Origin of the sequence: Rhizobium sp. BR 249 (genome assembly GCF_047445895.1) — a bacterium.
Taxonomy (GTDB): domain Bacteria; phylum Pseudomonadota; class Alphaproteobacteria; order Rhizobiales; family Rhizobiaceae; genus Rhizobium.
The window spans coordinates 12,209-29,256 of sequence record NZ_JARWKX010000018.1; the positions used below are offsets into that span (position 1 = coordinate 12,209).

The 17,048-nt window shown below is 62.7% G+C and carries 13 protein-coding genes; 7 read left to right on the top strand and 6 right to left on the bottom strand.

Going from position 1 to position 17,048, the window contains the following annotated elements; all coding sequences use genetic code 11:
- Positions 1 to 6: 6 nt before the first annotated feature.
- From glcF to QD408_RS17520, 3 genes are all read right to left on the bottom strand, one after another.
- Entirely contained in the window at positions 7 to 1,317 is a 1,311-nt protein-coding gene (gene glcF / locus QD408_RS17510) for a glycolate oxidase subunit GlcF (protein ID WP_414140169.1), read from the bottom strand.
- Between the two features lie 282 nt (positions 1,318 to 1,599).
- Entirely contained in the window at positions 1,600 to 2,802 is a 1,203-nt protein-coding gene (glcE, locus tag QD408_RS17515; RefSeq protein WP_414140170.1) for a glycolate oxidase subunit GlcE, read from the bottom strand.
- Positions 2,799 to 4,238: an FAD-linked oxidase C-terminal domain-containing protein gene (locus QD408_RS17520; protein WP_088680571.1), complete on the bottom strand. Its 1,440-nt coding sequence runs from the start codon at positions 4,236 to 4,238 to the stop codon at positions 2,799 to 2,801. The genes glcE and QD408_RS17520 overlap by 4 nt, the downstream gene beginning before the upstream one ends.
- Positions 4,239 to 4,384: 146 nt before the next feature.
- Between QD408_RS17520 and QD408_RS17525 the strand changes: the two genes are divergently transcribed.
- The 6 genes from QD408_RS17525 (at position 4,385) to QD408_RS17550 (ending at position 10,871) form a co-directional block, all read left to right on the top strand.
- Positions 4,385 to 5,281: a LysR family transcriptional regulator gene (locus QD408_RS17525; RefSeq protein WP_088680570.1), complete on the top strand. Its 897-nt coding sequence runs from the start codon at positions 4,385 to 4,387 to the stop codon at positions 5,279 to 5,281.
- Between the two features lie 268 nt (positions 5,282 to 5,549).
- Entirely contained in the window at positions 5,550 to 6,077 is a 528-nt protein-coding gene (locus QD408_RS17530) for an NUDIX hydrolase (protein ID WP_088680569.1), read from the top strand.
- 62 nt (positions 6,078 to 6,139) lie between these two features.
- Entirely contained in the window at positions 6,140 to 7,639 is a 1,500-nt protein-coding gene (locus QD408_RS17535) for an inorganic phosphate transporter (protein ID WP_414140171.1), read from the top strand.
- Between the two features lie 17 nt (positions 7,640 to 7,656).
- A complete protein-coding gene (locus QD408_RS17540) occupies positions 7,657 to 8,394 on the top strand; it encodes a 16S rRNA (uracil(1498)-N(3))-methyltransferase (protein ID WP_414140172.1) in 738 nt (245 codons plus the stop codon).
- Between the two features lie 145 nt (positions 8,395 to 8,539).
- A complete protein-coding gene (locus QD408_RS17545) occupies positions 8,540 to 9,913 on the top strand; it encodes a glutamate--cysteine ligase (protein ID WP_414140173.1) in 1,374 nt (457 codons plus the stop codon).
- Positions 9,914 to 10,010: 97 nt separating this feature from the next.
- On the top strand, positions 10,011 to 10,871 hold the full coding sequence (locus QD408_RS17550; RefSeq protein ID WP_414140174.1) for a DUF937 domain-containing protein: 861 nt from the start codon (positions 10,011 to 10,013) through the stop codon (positions 10,869 to 10,871).
- A 121-nt stretch (positions 10,872 to 10,992) separates the two neighbouring features.
- Here QD408_RS17550 and QD408_RS17555 read toward each other — a convergent pair whose 3' ends face one another.
- Complete coding sequence (locus QD408_RS17555; protein ID WP_414140175.1) at positions 10,993 to 11,295, bottom strand: DUF1127 domain-containing protein; 303 nt, start codon at positions 11,293 to 11,295, stop codon at positions 10,993 to 10,995.
- 256 nt (positions 11,296 to 11,551) lie between these two features.
- Between QD408_RS17555 and QD408_RS17560 the strand changes: the two genes are divergently transcribed.
- Complete coding sequence (locus QD408_RS17560; RefSeq protein ID WP_088680563.1) at positions 11,552 to 12,505, top strand: LysR substrate-binding domain-containing protein; 954 nt, start codon at positions 11,552 to 11,554, stop codon at positions 12,503 to 12,505.
- A gap of 7 nt (positions 12,506 to 12,512) precedes the next feature.
- On the opposite strand, the gene QD408_RS17565 is transcribed toward QD408_RS17560, so the two are convergent.
- On the bottom strand, positions 12,513 to 13,154 hold the full coding sequence (locus QD408_RS17565; protein ID WP_414140176.1) for a TetR family transcriptional regulator: 642 nt from the start codon (positions 13,152 to 13,154) through the stop codon (positions 12,513 to 12,515).
- A 323-nt stretch (positions 13,155 to 13,477) separates the two neighbouring features.
- Positions 13,478 to 16,540 carry an autotransporter domain-containing protein gene (locus QD408_RS17570; RefSeq protein ID WP_414140177.1) on the bottom strand — a complete coding sequence of 1,021 codons (3,063 nt, stop codon included), beginning with the start codon at positions 16,538 to 16,540 and terminating at the stop codon, positions 13,478 to 13,480.
- Between the last annotated feature and the right edge of the window lie 508 nt (positions 16,541 to 17,048).

Genomic DNA, 17,048 nt, shown 5'->3' on the forward strand with positions numbered 1-17,048 from the left:
GAGGTTTCAGCCTAAGGGCAAACCCGTTAATTTTTCAGGCACAGCGCCGCCATAGGCCCAATCGAGAAGCTCAACCGTATGCAGGATCGGAATGTTGGTTCCGGTGGCGATCTGGGTGATGCAGCCGATATTGCCGGTGGCGATGATATCGGCCTTGGTGGCCTCGATGTTCTTCACTTTGCGCGCTTTCAGCGCCGCCGAAATGTCAGGCTGCATGATATTGTAGGTGCCGGCGGAACCGCAGCAGAGATGGCCTTCGGCGGGATCACGCACCGTAAAGCCCGCCGCTTTCAGCAATTGCTTCGGCACAAGGGTGATGCGCTGGCCGTGCTGCATGGAGCAGGCGGAATGATAGGCGACCGTGAGGCCCCTCGGCATATGCGCAGGCAGGTCGAGGGTCGCGAGATATTCGGTGACGTCCTTGGCGAGCGCCGAAACCCTCGCCGCCTTTGCGGCATAGGCGGGGTCGAGGCGCAGCATGTGGCCGTAATCCTTGATCGTCGTGCCGCAGCCCGAGGCGGTGATGATGATCGCGTCGAGCCCCTGCCCTTCGATCTCGCGCGTCCAGATATCGACATTGGCCCGTGCGCTGGCGAGCGCCTGCTCGGCGCGGCCCATGTGATGGACGAGCGAGCCGCAGCAGACTTCGCCTTCCGGCACCACGACCTCGATGCCGAGCCGCGTGAGCAGCCGGATCGCCGCCTCGTTGATCCCGGGGTCGAGCACCGGCTGGGCGCAACCGGTCAGGATGGCTACCCGGCCGCGCCGCTGCGCCTCAGGCTCATGCGTGCCGGGCTTTGCGAAGGCCGAAGCGGCGGGCACGCGGCGCGGCGCAAGCGCCAGCATGGCGGCGAAGGGCTTCAGCGTATTACCGCGCATCAGACCGGCAAAGGGTCGCCCCAGGCGAGCGAGGTTGAGCGCTAGGCGAAACCGGTCGGGATATGGCAGTACGGCAGCCAGGATGGCGCGTGTCAGCCGGTTCATGAACGGGCGCTTGTAGGTCTTTTCAATATGGGCGCGGGCGTGATCGACCAGATGCATGTAGTCGACGCCCGAGGGACAGGTGGTGACACACGCCAAGCAAGAGAGGCAGCGGTCGATATGAGTAACGACCTCGGCATCGGCGGCACGGCCGTTTTCCAGCATGTCCTTGATCAGATAGATGCGGCCACGCGGGCTGTCGAGCTCGTTGCCGAGCGTCACATAGGTGGGACAGGTGGCTGTGCAGAAACCGCAATGGACGCATTTGCGCAGGATCTGCTCGGATTCGGCGACATCGGGGTCGAGGAGCTGGGCGGGGGTGAAGTTGGTTTGCATCACGCAGTCTCCAGGCGAGTTTCATTGCACTGGAGCGGCGCGGTAGTCACTTGCTCCCTCTTCTCCCCTGCGGGGAGAAGTGCCGAGCAAAGCGAGGCGATGAGGGGGCGAGCGACGAAAGGAGCGAGCATCTGAGCGGCAAGCGAAGATGACATCTGCCGTACCGCCCCCCTCATCCGACCCTTCGGGCCACCTTCTCCGCGCTGGGGAGAAGAGGGAGCAAGTCCAGCCTTAGTACCATCTCTCAACGCCGATATTCCCAGATAGCTCGAAAACAACATCTCAGCCACCCATCTTCCCCGGATTGAAAATCCCCGCCGGATCGAACTTCTCCTTGACCCGCCGCGACAGCATCGACACTGCCTCGGGCTCCGGATGAAAGGCCGCCGTTGCCGCCCTCGCCGCAGCCGACGCGCGGATGAGCGTCGCATGGCCGCCGCCGAGCGCCTTGATGTAACGGCGCACCAGTTCCGCTTCGGGGCCTGCTTCCATCCTCATCCAGACGAGGCCGCCCTGCCAGTCGTAGAAGGCGTCGACGCCAGCCTCCAAACGAAGGGCGGCGACGAGCTGATGACCGGTGCCGGGGGCGACCGAGACTCGCCAGACCGGTCGCGTGGTGCCGTCAGCATAGGGCAGCACGTCGCGGATTTCCTGCCAGAGCCTGCGGCTCTCCGGCTGCTCCAGTCTGGTAACGGTTGCAAACGCAGACATGGCCGCCGCAAGCTTTTCGACGCGCACGTCGACCGAGCCCGGCAGTCCCTCGATACGCAGCACCGTCGCCTCGCCTTCCGGCAGCTTGCCGGCGAGGAATTTCCACGTCACCGTCAGGGGCAGATGGGCCGCGCCCGAAACCTCGACCGGCAGCGCCATCGCCGCCGCCATGGCATTGGCCGCTTCGGCATCGTTGAGGCCGGACAAGACCACCGTCCGCTCGGTCTTCGGAGACGGCGGCACGCGGAAGGTGACTTCGGTGATAAAACCCAGCGTGCCATGCGAGCCGGCGATCAGCTTGACGAGATCGAGGCCGGTGACATTCTTCATCACCCGGCCGCCGGCCTTGATGATCTCGCCCCTGCCATTGACGAAGCGCACGCCGAGCAGGCTGTCGCGAGCAGCGCCAGCAATGAGGCGGCGCGGGCCGGAAACATTGGCGGCGAAGACGCCGCCGATCGTCGGCTCGCCCGACCTCGCCATGACCGGGCGATGATCCATCGGCTCGAAGGCGAGCATCTGGCCGCTTTCGGCAAGCGCCGCCTCGACCTCGGCAAGCGGCGTGCCCGAGCGGACGGTCATGACCATCTCGCCGGGATTGTAGGCGACGATGCCGGAAAGCCTGATCGAGCGCAGCCGGTCTTCCGATGCAACGGCATTGCCGAAACCCGAGCGCGTATCGCCGCCGCAGATGGCGAGCGGCCGGTTCGTTTCCGCATGGGCGGCGACGATCGCCGCCGCCTGTTCCTCGCTGGTCGGCATCAGATCGATCATGCGGCAGGGCGCCCTTCGAGCGGGAAGACTTTCGACGGGTTGAGGATCCAGCCGGGATCGAAGGCGGCGCGCACCGCCATCTGCTGGGCGAGATCGGCCTCGGAATATTGATGCCGCATCAGGTCGCGCTTCTCGATGCCGACGCCGTGCTCGCCGGTCAAGCAGCCGCCGGCATCGACGCAGAGCTTCAGAATGTCGTTGCCGGCCGCTTCCGCCCGGGCGGCATCCTCCGGGTCATTGGCGTTGAAGAGGATCAGCGGGTGCATGTTGCCGTCGCCGGCATGGAAGACGTTGGCGACGCGCAGTCCGTAGTGGTCGACGATCTCGGCGGTCCTCTTCAGCACATGGGAAAGCTGGCTGAGCGGCACGGTGCCGTCCATGCAGATATAGTCGGCGATACGGCCGGTGGCGCCGAAGGCGGATTTGCGGCCTTTCCAAATCAAGGCCGCTTCCGTCGCCGACTGGCATTCACGCACGGTCTTCACGCCATGCCGGCGGGCGATCTCCACGATCTCCTTCAGCGTGGCGTCCATCTCGGCTTCCGAACCCTCGACCTCGACGATCAGCAGCGCCCCGACATCGAGGGGATAGCCGGCATGGGCGAAGGCCTCGCAGATCTCGATCGCCGGCTTGTCCATGAATTCGATCGCAACCGGGATGATGCCGGCGGCGATGACATCGGCAACACAGGCGCCGGCCTCTTCCGAGGTTTCGAAGCCGAAGAGCACGGGGCGCGCGCCTTCCGGCTTGGCGATCAGCCGCACCGTCGCCTCGGTGACGATGCCGAGCTGGCCTTCATGACCGCAGACCAAGCCGAGCAGATCGTAACCCGCCGCATCCAGCGCCTTACCGCCGAGTTCGATCACCGTACCGTCGACCAGCACCATTCTGACGCCGAGCAGATTGTTGGTGGTGACGCCGTATTTCAGACAGTGGGCGCCGCCGGAATTCATGCCGATATTGCCGCCGATCGTGCAGGCAAGCTGTGAACTCGGATCGGGCGCATAGAAAAAGCCGTCGGCGGAGACAGCTTCGGAGATATTGAGGTTGGTAACACCAGCCTGCACCACGGCGACGCGATTCGGCAGATCGATTTCGAGAATGCTGTTCATCTTCGACAGGCCGAGCACGACGGCATCCTCCTGCGGGATGGCGCCGCCGGAGAGCGAGGTGCCGGCGCCGCGCGGCACCACGGGAATCCCATAGCGATGGCAATAGCGCATGACGGCCGCCACCTCGGCCGTGGTGCGCGGCAACGCGACGGCGAGCGGCAGGCGACGGTAGGAAACGAAGGCATCGGTTTCGAACGGCACCAGCTCGCGCGCCTCGTGGACCAGGCATTCCGGCGGCAGCAGGTCGCTCAGATCGGCGACGATCTGAGCGCGCCGCGCCAGAACATCAGCGCGCGGGGCGAGAAACGGAATGGCGTCGGACATGGCGTTCTCCCTGGCCCTGACGACGGAAAATGACGGCGGAAAGAGGCCCGCAAATCTGCCTGCCGCCGATCATCGGCTTAGCACTTTCCCGAAAGCGGCGCAAATGCTAAGCACTTATGTCAAAAGGGGAAAAAGTCGTAAACCTCATGACCAATCTGGGTGATCTCGAAATCTTTGCCAAGGTCGTCGCAACGGGAAGCATGTCGCTCGCCGGGCGCGCGCTCGGCTTTTCCCCGGCCGTCGTCTCCAAGCGGATCAAAAGGCTGGAGGATCGGCTCGGCACCCGGCTTCTGCAGCGCACGACGCGGCAGATCTCGCTGACCGAAGCCGGCCAGGGTTTCTATGATCGCGTCCTCGGCATTCTCGCCGGGCTGGAGGAGGCCGAGTTCTACATTTCCGGCCGCTCGGCGCAGATGCACGGCACGCTGAAGATTTCGGCGCCGACCTCCTTCGGGCGCATGCATATCGCGCCGCATCTGAAGCAGTTCATGGAGGCGCATCCGGAGCTTGCGATCAACCTGGTGCTGACCGACGAATTCTCCGACATCGTCGGCGGCGGCTTCGATCTGGCGATCCGTATCGCCGAGCTCACCGATTCCAGCCTCGTCGCCCGCCGGCTGGCGCCGGTGCGCCGGCTGCTCTGTGCTTCGCCGGATTACCTTGCCGCGCATGGCGAGCCCGGAACCATCGACGATCTGAAACACCACCGCTGCCTGCCGGCGCACAACAACGACACCTGGCGGCTGAACGGGCCGGAGGGCCCGCTGAGCTTACGCCCGGAGGGCATGCTCATCACCAATTCCAGCGAAGTGATCCGCGAGGCGGTGATCGCCGGCCTCGGGATCGCGCTACGCTCCACCTGGGATATCGGCAATGAACTCCGGAGCGGCCGTTTGGTGCAGGTGCTGCCGGCCTATGAGAGCTCGCAGAATGTCGCGCTGTCGGCCGTCTATCCCAGCCGGCAGTTCCTGCCGGCCAAGGTGCGGCTGTTCATCGACTATCTCGCCGAGCTTTACGGACCCGTTCCCTATTGGGAGCGATAGACGCATAGTTACCACACTCGCAAAATTATCGTGGAACAATTGCTCCCGCCATTGATTAGGAGTCCGGACGAAGCCATATTGTACACCTGTGCAATTGGCGCATTCGAGACATGTCGTGACGGATTTCTGAGCCTGCCCCAGCTCGATTTCCCCTATGAACGGCGATAAAATCATGTTTCGGATCGCCTGCGGCTTTGGATTGTGTCAGCGTTCCGTGATACACGTATATGAGTGATTCCTAACAACCACTGTGAAGGTGACCCGACAATTGACTCTTCTCGCCCGATTGGCATCCGATGTGCAGCTTATGTTCCGGCGCCCGCCGCGACAGCAATATGGTGCGCTCTGCTACCGGGTAAAGAAGAAGGGCGGTGAGGTCGAGGCGCTCCTGATGACGAGCCGCGACACCGGCCGCTGGGTCATTCCCAAGGGCTGGCCGATGAACGGCAAGTGCGCGCATGAGGTTGCCATGCAGGAAGCCTTGGAGGAAGCCGGCGTCCGCGGCTCCGTCGAGGCGGAAACGCTCGGTTCCTACACCTATCCGAAAGTGCTGCGCGACGGGGTGCAGGTGGTCTGCAGGGTGCAGGTCTATGCACTCGAAGTCACCGACATGGCGAAGAACTTCAAGGAAAAGGGCGAGCGCACCATCGAATGGGTTTCGCTCGATGAAGCCGCCGGGCGCGTGCGCGAACCGGAGCTTCGCCACCTTTTCCTCGCCTTCAAGCAAAAGATGGCCGACAGACTTGCGGCCCGCCAAGCGAAACGGGTTCAGGCGAAGCAGATTCCGGCGGAATGAATCCTGCCATCTTGCGCTGCTAGAAAAGCGGTGTCAAAGCAGGTTCATCCTCAGGAAGTAGAATGCCGCCACGTCCCGCAGTTCTCACGAAACGCACGCTCGACAAAGATCTTGACAAGATCAGCCATGCCGAGGACGTGACGAAACATGTTGTGCGACTGCTGGTGGCGCCCGGTCTTGGGCTGATTTTCGTCGGCCTCGTCATGCTCTTTGCAGGCGTTTACGTCTTCGACCGGCCGGGAGCCGTGCTCGTCGTGGCGGCGGCGGCCCTTGCCGGCTACATGGCGATGAATATCGGCGCCAACGACGTGACCAACAATGTCGGCGCGGCCGTCGGTGCACGCGCCATGACGATGGGCCAGGCGCTCGTCATCGCCGCGATCTTCGAGGTCCTGGGCGCCACGATCGCCGGCGGCGAAGTGGTCAGGACGATTTCCTCCGACATCGTCGATGCCGGCCAGGTGCCGCCGGCGGTGCTCGGCTGGATCATGATGGCGGCGCTGACCGCGGCGGCCCTCTGGATCAACCTCGCCACCTGGATGAATGCGCCGGTTTCCACCACCCATGCGATCGTCGGCGCGGTGATCGGCGCCGGCATCGCCGCCGTCGGGCCGGAGCCGGTGAACTGGCGGGTGATGCTGGAGATCACCTCGAGCTGGATCACCTCACCGCTGATCGGCGGGCTGATCGCGGCCGGCCTGCTCTATCTCGTCAAGACCCTCATCATCTATCGCGAAGACAAGATCGCGGCGGCCCGGCGCTGGGTGCCGGTCCTGGTCGCGGTGATGGCCGGCGGCTTCATGGCCTATATGGTGCTGCAGCTGTCGCCTGCCGGCCGGTTTCCTTCTTTGACGATCATCCTCATCGGGATCGGCATCGGGCTGGTGAGCTGGCTTGGCGCCCGGCCGCCCGTCCTCGCCCAAGCGCAGAATCTCGAAAACCGCAACAGCTCGCTGCGGGTGCTGTTCCGGCTGCCGCTGATCGGCTCCGCGGCGCTGCTTTCCTTCGCGCATGGCGCAAACGACGTTTCGAACGCGGTCGGGCCGCTTTCGGCGATCGTCCATTCGGCCGGTGTCGGCGGTGATGGCGGCGCCGGGCATCCGCCGCTCTGGGTGATGCTGATCGGCGCCGTCGGCATCTCCGTCGGCCTGCTGCTCTTCGGGCCGCGCCTCATCCGTCTCGTCGGCGAAGAGATCACCAAGCTCAATCCGATGCGCGCCTATTGCGTGGCGCTGTCGACCGCTTTCACCGTCATCGTCGCCTCCTGGCTCGGCCTGCCGGTCAGCACCACCCATATCGCCGTCGGCGCCGTCTTCGGCGTCGGTTTCTTCCGCGAATGGTACACCCGCCATTCCAAGCGGCGCATCGCCTATATCAGGCGCAAGACCGAGAGCTTTGATATCGACGAGCCGGAAGAGCCCAATATCCACGAGTCGCGGCGGCGCTATCTGGTGCGCCGCTCGCATTTCATGACGATCATCGCTGCCTGGATCATCACCGTGCCGGTGTCGGCAGTGCTTGCGGCGATGATTTATTGGGTTATGTTCGCGCTCTTTGTCTGAGACCCCAGGTTTTTCGAATGCGCGCCAATTTCCGCATGCAACGGCTTTTCGTCGATGCGCCGCTTTCCAGCGGCGGCGTCGTGGAGGCGAATGCCGATCAGTTCAACTATCTCGCCAATGTGCTGAGGATGGAGGACGCTGCGGAGATCCTGCTCTTCAACGGCCGTGACGGCGAGTGGAAGGCCTCCCTCTCCTTCCCCACGCGCAAGCGCATCCAGCTGACGGCCACCGAGCAGACGCGGCCGCAGCCGGCCCCTTGCGACCTGCATTATCTCTTCGCGCCGCTCAAGGTCGGGCGCATGGATTATCTCGTGCAGAAGGCGGTCGAAATGGGCGCGGGCCTGCTGCAGCCCGTCATGACCCAGCACGTGCAGGGCAAGATCACCAATCTCGACAAGCTGCGCGCCAATGTCGTGGAAGCCGCCGAGCAATGCGGCGTTCTCGGCATCCCTGAGGTGGCCGAGCCGGTGAGGCTTTCCGACCTGCTCGACCGCTGGCCGAGCGAGCGGCGCATCATCTATTGCGACGAGGGCGATGCCGGGCAAAACCCGCTGCCGGTGCTGGCAGGCATCCGGGAAAGACATCTCGCTCTGCTCGTCGGGCCGGAAGGCGGCTTTTCGGAAGAAGAGCGGGCGCGGCTTCGAAGCCTCGATTTCGTTACTGCCATTCCACTCGGGCCGCGCATCCTCAGGGCAGATACGGCGGCCGTTGCAGCGCTGGCGGTGGTCCAGGCGGCGATCGGCGACTGGACGTGACTGCGAAAACGGGTTGACGCGGAAATCACTGCTGTTTTTTTGATGCCTCGTTGAAAGAATTTCACTTGCAACATACGTGGCTTGGGTCCTAATCACCTTCCAATTGCCCGGCCCCCTGGGCGCTTTTCGAATACAGGTACCCCGCATGGCCCGCGACACTACCGACCAGACGCCGCTCTCTTCGGTCCAGGAATTGACCGACTATCTCGCCGCGGGCAACAAGCCGCGGGAGCGCTTCCGGATCGGCACCGAACACGAGAAGTTCGCCTTCTTCCGCGCCGATAACAGCCCGGTTCCCTATTTCGGCGATGCCAGCATCTCCGCCCTGCTCACCGGCCTGCAGAAAAAGAGCGGCTGGGAGCCGATCTTGGACGGCAGCAACATCATCGGCCTTGCCGAAGAGAACGGCATGGGCGCGATCTCGATCGAGCCCGGCGGCCAGTTCGAATTGTCGGGTGCGCCGCTGGAGACGATCCATCAGACCTGCAAGGAATCGAACCAGCATCTGGCGACGCTGCGCGAGATTGCCGAGCCGATGGGCATCCGTTTCCTCGGCATCGGCGGCAGTCCGAAATGGACCTATGCGCAAACCCCGCAAATGCCGAAATCTCGCTACGAGATCATGACCCGCTATATGCCGAAGGTCGGCACCAAGGGTCTCGACATGATGTATCGCACCTGCACGATCCAGGTGAACCTCGATTTTTCCTCGGAAGCCGACATGCGCAAGAAGATGCGCGTCTCGATGAAGCTGCAATCGCTGGCGACGGCGCTGTTTGCCTCCTCGCCGTTTACCGAGGGCGAGCCGAACGGGCTGCTTTCCTGGCGCGGCGATATCTGGCGCGATGTCGACAACCGGCGCTCCGGCCTGCTCGATTTCACCTTCCGCGACGATTTCGGCTTCCACGACTATGCCGAGTGGGCGCTCGACGTGCCGATGTATTTCATCGTCCGGGACGGGCGTTATCACGACTGTACGCACGTCACCTTCCGCCAGTTCATGAACGGCGCCTTGAAGGGCGAGGTCGCCGATCCCTCGCCGACGATGGGCGACTGGACCAACCATCTTTCGACACTCTTCCCCGACGTGCGGCTGAAACGCTTCCTCGAAATGCGGGGCGCGGACGGCGGCCCCTGGCGGCGCATCTGCGCCTTGCCGGCCTTCTGGGTCGGCCTGCTCTATGACGACGCGGCACTCGACGCGGCCGACGAACTGACCAAGGATTGGAGCTTTGCCGAGGTGAGCGCCCTGCGCAACGCCGTTCCCGCCGAAGGATTGAAAGCAGAGTTTCGCGGGCATGCGCTCTTCGACATGGCGCGCGAAGTGGTCGGCATTTCAAGGGCCGGCCTCAAGGCGCGCGGCAAGCTCAATGGGGAAGGCCAGGACGAGAGCATCTTCCTGGCGCCGCTCGACGAAGTGCTCGCCAAGAAGGCGACGCTCGCCGAGGATCTGCTGTCGCTCTACAACGGCCGCTGGCAAGGTTCCGTCGAGCCGGTCTTCGAGGACTATCAGTACTGAGACCGTCCTAAGCGCCTCTGGCAAAAAGCCGTTTGCGCATTACCATTTCCGGATATAGTGACGTTACACGCGTCACGACTCGGGGAAAGGGACCTCCATGCTGCCACTCTTCGACATGATGATGCAGGCGCAGAACGGCGCGGCGATGGAGGCGGTCGCCCGGCAGTTCAATCTGGCGCAGGAACAGGCGACGAAGGCGATGGCCGCCCTGATGCCGGCTTTTTCCGCCGGGCTGAAGCGCAGCACCAGCAACCCTTATGATTTCGTCGGGCTGATGCAGGCGGTCGCCTCCGGCAACTACGCCCGCTATTTCGAGGATATGAGCCGGGCCTTCACGCCGGAGGGCATTTCCGACGGCAACAACATCCTTGCCCAGCTTTTCGGCTCGAAGGAAGTTTCGCGCGCGGTCGCCGCCCAGGCCGCGCAGATGACCGGCATCGGCCAGGACATTTACAAGCAGATGCTGCCGGTGCTGGCCGACACGCTGATGGGCGGGCTGTTCAAGCAGACGACCGGCCAGATGGCGTCGCCCGTCAATCCCTTCGTCAACACGGCGATGGGCGAGAGCATCCAGAAATGGCTCGAGAGCACCGGCTTCGCACCGAAGCCGAAGGCTGCTCCGGAACCCAACATCTTCGACAATCCGTTCACGCAGGCGATGCAGCTGATGTTTTCGGTGCCGAAGCCGGAGCCGGCGCCGCAACCGAACCCTTTCCTCGACAATCCCTTCACCAAAGCCTTCCAGGAAATGATGGGACTTGGCCAGCAGCCGGCCGCTCAGCAGCCTGCTCCCAAGGCTCCTGAGGCACCGAAGGAAGAGGCGAAGGCCAATGCCGAAAGCTATGCGGCGATGCTGAACGCGATGTTCGACAGCGGCCTCGAAGTGCAGAAGAGCTATCAGAAGAACCTGGAAGCGATCTTCGAAACCTATCGGCCCAAGCCTTCCTCGGAAACCTGAGACGGGTCAAACCGGTTCATGCGGCGCGCATAAAAAAACCCGGAGATGGCTTGGGAAAAGCCGATCACCGGGTCAAGCGGCAGGGCTATTGGCTATCACCCTGCGGGGAAACTCGACGCTCCTACTCTTCGCAGGAGCGCAGAAATGACGACAGGCGCCAGCGATTGCGGGCCGAGCGCGTCAGATGTTCCGACGGGTCCTCGAAGAAGGTCGACGCCAGGAACGCGGAGGTGAGGTCGGCCCGTGTGAGGCCGATATCCCTCAGCTGAGTATCGCTCAGATCATGCAGCCTGTTGATCTCCATACGATTGCGGAACCCGCGAAAGAGAGAGCCCAACGGTGCGAGACCCGCCGCCAGACGCTGGGAAAACGTCGGGGTCGGCTTGCCGCAGTCGAGTTCGAGTGTCTGGTCTGTCATGCGCATTGAACTCTCCTTTCTGTACAGCGCCGCGCGTCTTTTCAGACGTACGAAGGGCGCTGTAACGTTTTAGATCGGCGCGCAACGCAACTCACCCCTCCCGCGAGGTCGTGCGGGAAGGAGCAAGCTGAATTCCGCTTGGACAGGCAGGGTGTCTGTCCTTCACTTTGCTTGATTTGCATCCCGAAGATGCCAAAGACCTATTGATCAGTCCAACGAATGTTTCTAATGATTATCATCAGCTATCTTTATGGGTGAAGCCATGTCCGCGCCTCTTGATCTCGACCAGTTGCAGACTTTCATCGCCATCGTCGATTCCGGCAGTTTCACCAAGGCCGCCGATAAGGTGTACAAGACCCAGTCGGCCGTCTCCATGCAGATGCGCCGTCTCGAAGAACGCATCGGCAAGCAGCTCTTCATCAAGGACGGCCGCGGCAACCGGCTGACGCTCGAGGGCGAGAAGCTGCTCAACTACGCCCGGCGCATCATCCGCCTCAACAACGAGGCGATCGCCGCCTTCGACGACAACAGGCTGGAAGGAACGCTGCGCATCGGCACGCCGGACGATTATGCCGACCGCTATATGCCGGAGATCATCGGCCGTTTTGCCAAGACGCATCCGAACGTCGAGCTTTATATCGTCTGCGAGCCCTCGGTGGATCTTGCCGAGCGCATGCATAAGGGCGAGCTCGATATCGCGCTCGTCACCCATAACCCGCGCGAGCGTATGTCGGATGTGGTCAGAACCGAGCCGCTCTGCTGGGTCGGATCGGCCAACCATCCGATCCGCGACGACGCGCCGGTGCCGCTTGCGGTCGGGCGGCGCGACTGCCAGTGGCGCCAGCTTGCCTGTTCGGCGCTCGATGCGGTCGGCCGCGAACACCAGATCCTGTTCACCAGTTGGTCCTGCACCGTCGTTGCCGCGGCCGTGCTTGCCGGCATGGCGGTTTCGGTGATGCCGGAATCGGCGTTGCGAACGGGTATGAAGGTGCTGAGCCAGGCGGACGGCTTCCCCGCGCTGCCACCGGTGCAGATCGGCATCATGAAGCGGCCGGGTGTTTCGATCTCGCTGATGAACGCGATCACCGCCCACATCACCGCCTGCCTCGACAACATCACGCCTGCCGTCATCGACGACAATCTCGAGGCGGACGTCAAATCCGCCCAGGGGCGTTATCCCAGGCTGAAGGCCGCCAATATGGTGCCGAGCTGGTAGCAGCCGCTCAGGCGGCGGTCTGGACGTTCGCAGTGAAAAGGGAGGCGCGGATGACGCGTTTCCACTCGTCGAGCATGCGCCGCGCCAAGGCCTCCTCGCTGACGGCGGCGAGCCGGATGACGGCTCCGATCAGGTGGCTGAACAGATAAGTGCGCGCGTACATCTCCTCGTCGCACAGGTCGGGCGCCAGCCGTCCTACCGCGGCGTGGAAGATGCCGGCGACGCGGCCGCTATGCTCGATGTTCAGCTGCAACAGATCCTGATCGGTCTCCGTGCCCATCCAGACGCCGAGATAGACGGGATCGTCGCGATAGGATTCGTAATACCAATCGATGGTGGCGCAGACGAGGTCGAGCGCTTGGTCTAGCGACTGCACATCGGTGAACATCGCCGCCGTCTTTGCCTGGATCGCCGAAGCGTGCTGATCGAACAGCGCTTTGACGATCGCCGCTTTTTCCGGAAAGTATTGATAGACCGAGCCGATCGGCACCTTGGCGGCGACGGCAAGCTCCGTCATCCGCATGGCGCTGACGCCTTTTTTCGCGATGATCTTGGCGGCGGCGGCAAGAATGAGGTCCAGCCTCTGAATGCTGCGCTCCTGCTTCGGCTTTCTGCGCAGGCCGATGCGATCCATGCTTTCCGCGCCCATGTCGTTCCCATTCTTATCGTTTTTCGCGGCGGAAGCGATCTGCCACCGGCGCATCGAGCCGATATGACATGCAGGTGTTCATCGGCCGTAAACGGAAACGCTCGTATTTTAACGACCGGTAAAAGCCTATTAAAATCGGGACTCTAGCTCTGCTCGACTGAGTTGCGCCGCCATGGAAAAGCTTGAAATGGTTGCGGATTCCACGATGGAAGCAGGGTTGGAGGGCGCGATAGTGCAGCGTTCGGTCGGCAGCCCTCTCCTTCGCCGCCAAGGCGACGATTCAGTGATTTGAACGCCCTCGGTCGCATGAACCGCGGTGCGCCTCAAAACTCGACCGACAGCGTCGCTTTGACCCCGTGCTGCTGTGCATTGCCCGCAATCTGGCCGGAGTAGGCAATGCCGAAAGTAGAGTTTGCATTGAGGTCGAAATCGAGCCCGGCATCGAGAACGAAGGCGTTGCGCGCCACCGGCACACCGGCGACGGTGAAGTCGTCGCCGCCGGCAAAAGCGTGCGTCGACAGCGGAACGATGTCGCCGGCGGCGTGCCGCCAACCCGACATGCCGCGCAGGGTCGCATTCGTCTCACCCAGGCGGATATCCATTTCGGCATGCAGGCCCAGCGTGGCGATCGTGGTGTTTGTCGTGCGGCTGGCGCTGTCGAGTGCCGCCGCCCCGCCCTCTTCGGTAAAGCCCGCCGTCCGAATGCCCACGTGAGCAAGATTGACGAAGGGCTCGAAAGAAGCCGCCGCCGTATCGAACCGGTAGCCCAGCTCTGCAAAGGCCTGCAGCGTTCCGGCGCCGTAGCTCGCTTCCAGCCTGTCATCGAAACTTCCGATGACGACCCGGCGGCTGGTGTCGATCTCGTGCCAGCTATGGGCAAGGCCGGAGCGAAAAGCGAGATAGCCCCATTGCGTGCCGGCATAGAGGCCGAGGTGATAGTCGTTGCTCGATCCCGACGAGGCGCGGTGCCGCGGGTCGAACCGAGAGTTGCTGTAGCCTGCCATCACGCCGAACCTGAAGTCGTCGAAGGTGGTGTCGACGCCGGCGAGAAAGCCGCCGGTCTGGTGGCGGAGCGTGGCGGCATTGCCGTCCGCGGATGTTTCGCTGAGGCCACCAAAGGCCGTGCTCCAGAAAACCGGGCTGTCTGAGGTGTCGGCGGCAATCAGCTCCGGTCCGCCCGGCCAGAAGGCCTGTATCGGAACCATCGTCGCGCCCGGATCGCCGAAAGCGAACCGCAGCCGTTCGTTGGCGGCCTGACGGACAAACAGGCTTTGCGAGATCAGCGCCGTTTTGATCGAGGCATGGATTTCGCCGGAAAGCGCGTCGTAGCTCGCCTGGACCTCTGTTTCGTCATTGGGCAATGTGACGATGGCATCGTAGATGTCGTTGCCGGTTCCGAGATTTTCTGCGGCTTGCGCGGCGGCCATCTGGTTGCGCGTCGCTGCCATGTCGGCGAAGCTGACGTCATTGCGCGCGATCTCCATATAGACGTTGTTCAGGTCATAGGAGAGGTCGGCTGCCAGGAAGGCGTAATTGGACGTGACCGTCCCGAACGTTCCGTTGATCCCCCCGGTAGCGGTCAGGATCGTATAGGTGGAGAAAGGCTTGTAGTCGCCGTTCATCCCGACATGGGTAACGCTGGCGCCATTGAGGAACGCGATCCCCGTGACCGAGATGAGATCGCTGGCGGTGCCGACGGGATCGACCTCGACTTCGTAGGTGGAGTTGGGATCGAAAGTGAGGTTGCCGCCGATGGTCAGTGTTCCGATGGAGTTGCCGGGCGCGATAGTAACGCCCGCGCCGGCAGTCACCGCACCGATATGACCCGATCCGGCCAGCCTGCCGCCCGTCATCATCAGGATGCCGCCAAGGCTGCCATTGACGATCAGCCGGCCGTTCGAAACCGTGGTGGTGCCGGCAAAGCCCGAGCTGTTGCCGGTCAGGCGCAAGGTGCCGCTGCCGAGCATCGTGAAATCGCCGGTGCCGGAGAGTATGCCGGCATAGGTGCTGTCGCTCGCCTGATCGAGCGTGAGGTCGGCGCTGCCGATCGCGATCTCGCCGCCGCTACCGGAAAGCTGCGTCATGGTCAGGTCGAAGCCGCCGAGATCAAGGATGCCGCCGTTGACCGCATAGGCGCCGTTCTGCACGAAAGCGCCGGCGCTGCCCGCCAGCAGCGTGCCGGCCTCAACCGTCGTCACGCCGGTGTAGCTGTTGGTGCCGGAAAGCGTCAGCGTGCCCGTGCCCTGCTTGGTAAGACCGCCGGCGCCTTGCAGATCCGTGGCGATGCCGACGGCAAAGCCGTTCGTATCGATAAAGGCGCCGCCGGTGTCGAACGTTACCTCTCCGGCGTTGAAACCGCCCAGGAAATTCGCCTCATTGCCGGTTGCGCGCAAAATGCCACCGTCAAAAACGAGGTTCGCGTCGCCGGCGCCTCCATCGATATAACCAGTCTCCAGAACGCCGCGTCCGCTGCCAGCGCTGCCGACGAGTTCTATAGTTCCGGCAGCGCCCGAATCGTCGGCGATGAGGACCCCGGAGGCGGAAACCAAGCCGCCATTTTCGACAGTCACACTGCCTGTCCCGAATTCGCCCACATAGAGCGCGCCGGAATTGACCCAGCTCGACCCCGCGCCGGTCACGCTGACCACGCCATTGCCATCTGTGCTGAAGCCGACATAGCCTTCGCTAGCGGTGACCGAGCCGCCATCCGAAATGGTCAGCGTTCCCAATCCCGCCTCGCCGACCGAGAGATCGGCGGAATTGCTCCAGAGCGAGCCTGCGCCTGTTACCATGACCTCGCCGTAGCCGCTGGAATCATTGCTGATATAGCCGAATGCGCTGCTGACCGTTCCAGCATTGGAGATGATCAGAGTGCCGGCGCCGCTATAGCCGATGGTGAGATCCTGTGAATTCGTCCAGCTCGAGCCGCTACCTGTGACCGTCACCATGCCGCTGGCGGCGCCGGAGAAATAGCCGACATAGCCGTCAATATTATCGACGGCGCCTCCATCATCGATGCTGAGCATTCCGGTGCCATCAAAACCGACGTACAGGTCGTCGGAATTGCTCCAGGTCGAGCCTGTTCCCGTGACCGTCACCGTGCCACTGGCGCCGAGGTCGATACCGAGCCCGCCGGTATCATTGCTCACAACGCCGCCGTTGCGAATGATCAGGGCTGCATCGTCGCCGTTCTGGCTGCCGATGAGGAGGTCGGCATTGTTCGTCCATGGGCTCGGTTGTGTGCCCGGGCCGGTGCCGCTAGCATCACTGCCATCGACAATCTCCGTGTCGTTGCCGCCGATGACCTGCTGCGCCCATACCGGCTCCACGGCCAGAATCAGCGGCAGCGCTGTACTCGCCCATCTCGTCAGTCGTAGCACTGCCATCCCATGGATTGCCGCCACATCTCGCCGTTTGCCCATGCCCCGCTCGCAAATCGTACCGCTCGAAGCAGAAATAAGAGCAATCGATTTAAGATTTAGTAACGATGCCACCAAAAATATTTAGGGCTAGAATAACCCCTGCGGAGGTTGCATTTTCAACGACATCCCTGTCGTTTTTCAGGGTAAGCGGCCGACTGCAACGAGACATTCTCCTGTCGAAATCATGTTGTGCTTCATCGACCGACCTCTCAGCGGATTTGAAATAGCTGCCACAGAAAAACGATTACAGACGTCATCGATCTTGCGATGACATCTGTAACTTCGAAGGGTCCGATTCTGGAGTAACAACTTGAATTTAAAGGAGACAATCTTAGCCGAGAGGATAGATCGACAGGACAGTAGCGGCACCCGCCCTTTGTCAAAACAGATGTTGCCGCGAACAACGACGTCGCCCAACTAGAAGCCGCATTCGTTTCGATCAGCTGTCGAATGTGAGTGACGCGCAGAACAC

Excerpts from the sequence above, each read along its gene's own strand:
- QD408_RS17545 (WP_414140173.1), top strand. The coding sequence starts at position 8,540 with ATGGCCCGCGACACTACCGACCAGACGCCGCTCTCTTCGGTCCAGGAA.
- glcF (WP_414140169.1), bottom strand. The coding sequence starts at position 1,317 with ATGCAAACCAACTTCACCCCCGCCCAGCTCCTCGACCCCGATGTCGCC.
- glcE (WP_414140170.1), bottom strand. The coding sequence starts at position 2,802 with ATGATCGATCTGATGCCGACCAGCGAGGAACAGGCGGCGGCGATCGTC.
- QD408_RS17555 (WP_414140175.1), bottom strand. The coding sequence starts at position 11,295 with ATGCGCATGACAGACCAGACACTCGAACTCGACTGCGGCAAGCCGACC.
- QD408_RS17535 (WP_414140171.1), top strand. The coding sequence starts at position 6,140 with ATGCCGCCACGTCCCGCAGTTCTCACGAAACGCACGCTCGACAAAGAT.
- QD408_RS17570 (WP_414140177.1), bottom strand. The coding sequence starts at position 16,540 with ATGGCAGTGCTACGACTGACGAGATGGGCGAGTACAGCGCTGCCGCTG.
- QD408_RS17540 (WP_414140172.1), top strand. The coding sequence starts at position 7,657 with ATGCGCGCCAATTTCCGCATGCAACGGCTTTTCGTCGATGCGCCGCTT.
- QD408_RS17560 (WP_088680563.1), top strand. The coding sequence starts at position 11,552 with ATGTCCGCGCCTCTTGATCTCGACCAGTTGCAGACTTTCATCGCCATC.
- QD408_RS17565 (WP_414140176.1), bottom strand. The coding sequence starts at position 13,154 with ATGGGCGCGGAAAGCATGGATCGCATCGGCCTGCGCAGAAAGCCGAAG.
- QD408_RS17520 (WP_088680571.1), bottom strand. The coding sequence starts at position 4,238 with ATGTCCGACGCCATTCCGTTTCTCGCCCCGCGCGCTGATGTTCTGGCG.
- QD408_RS17525 (WP_088680570.1), top strand. The coding sequence starts at position 4,385 with ATGACCAATCTGGGTGATCTCGAAATCTTTGCCAAGGTCGTCGCAACG.
- QD408_RS17550 (WP_414140174.1), top strand. The coding sequence starts at position 10,011 with ATGCTGCCACTCTTCGACATGATGATGCAGGCGCAGAACGGCGCGGCG.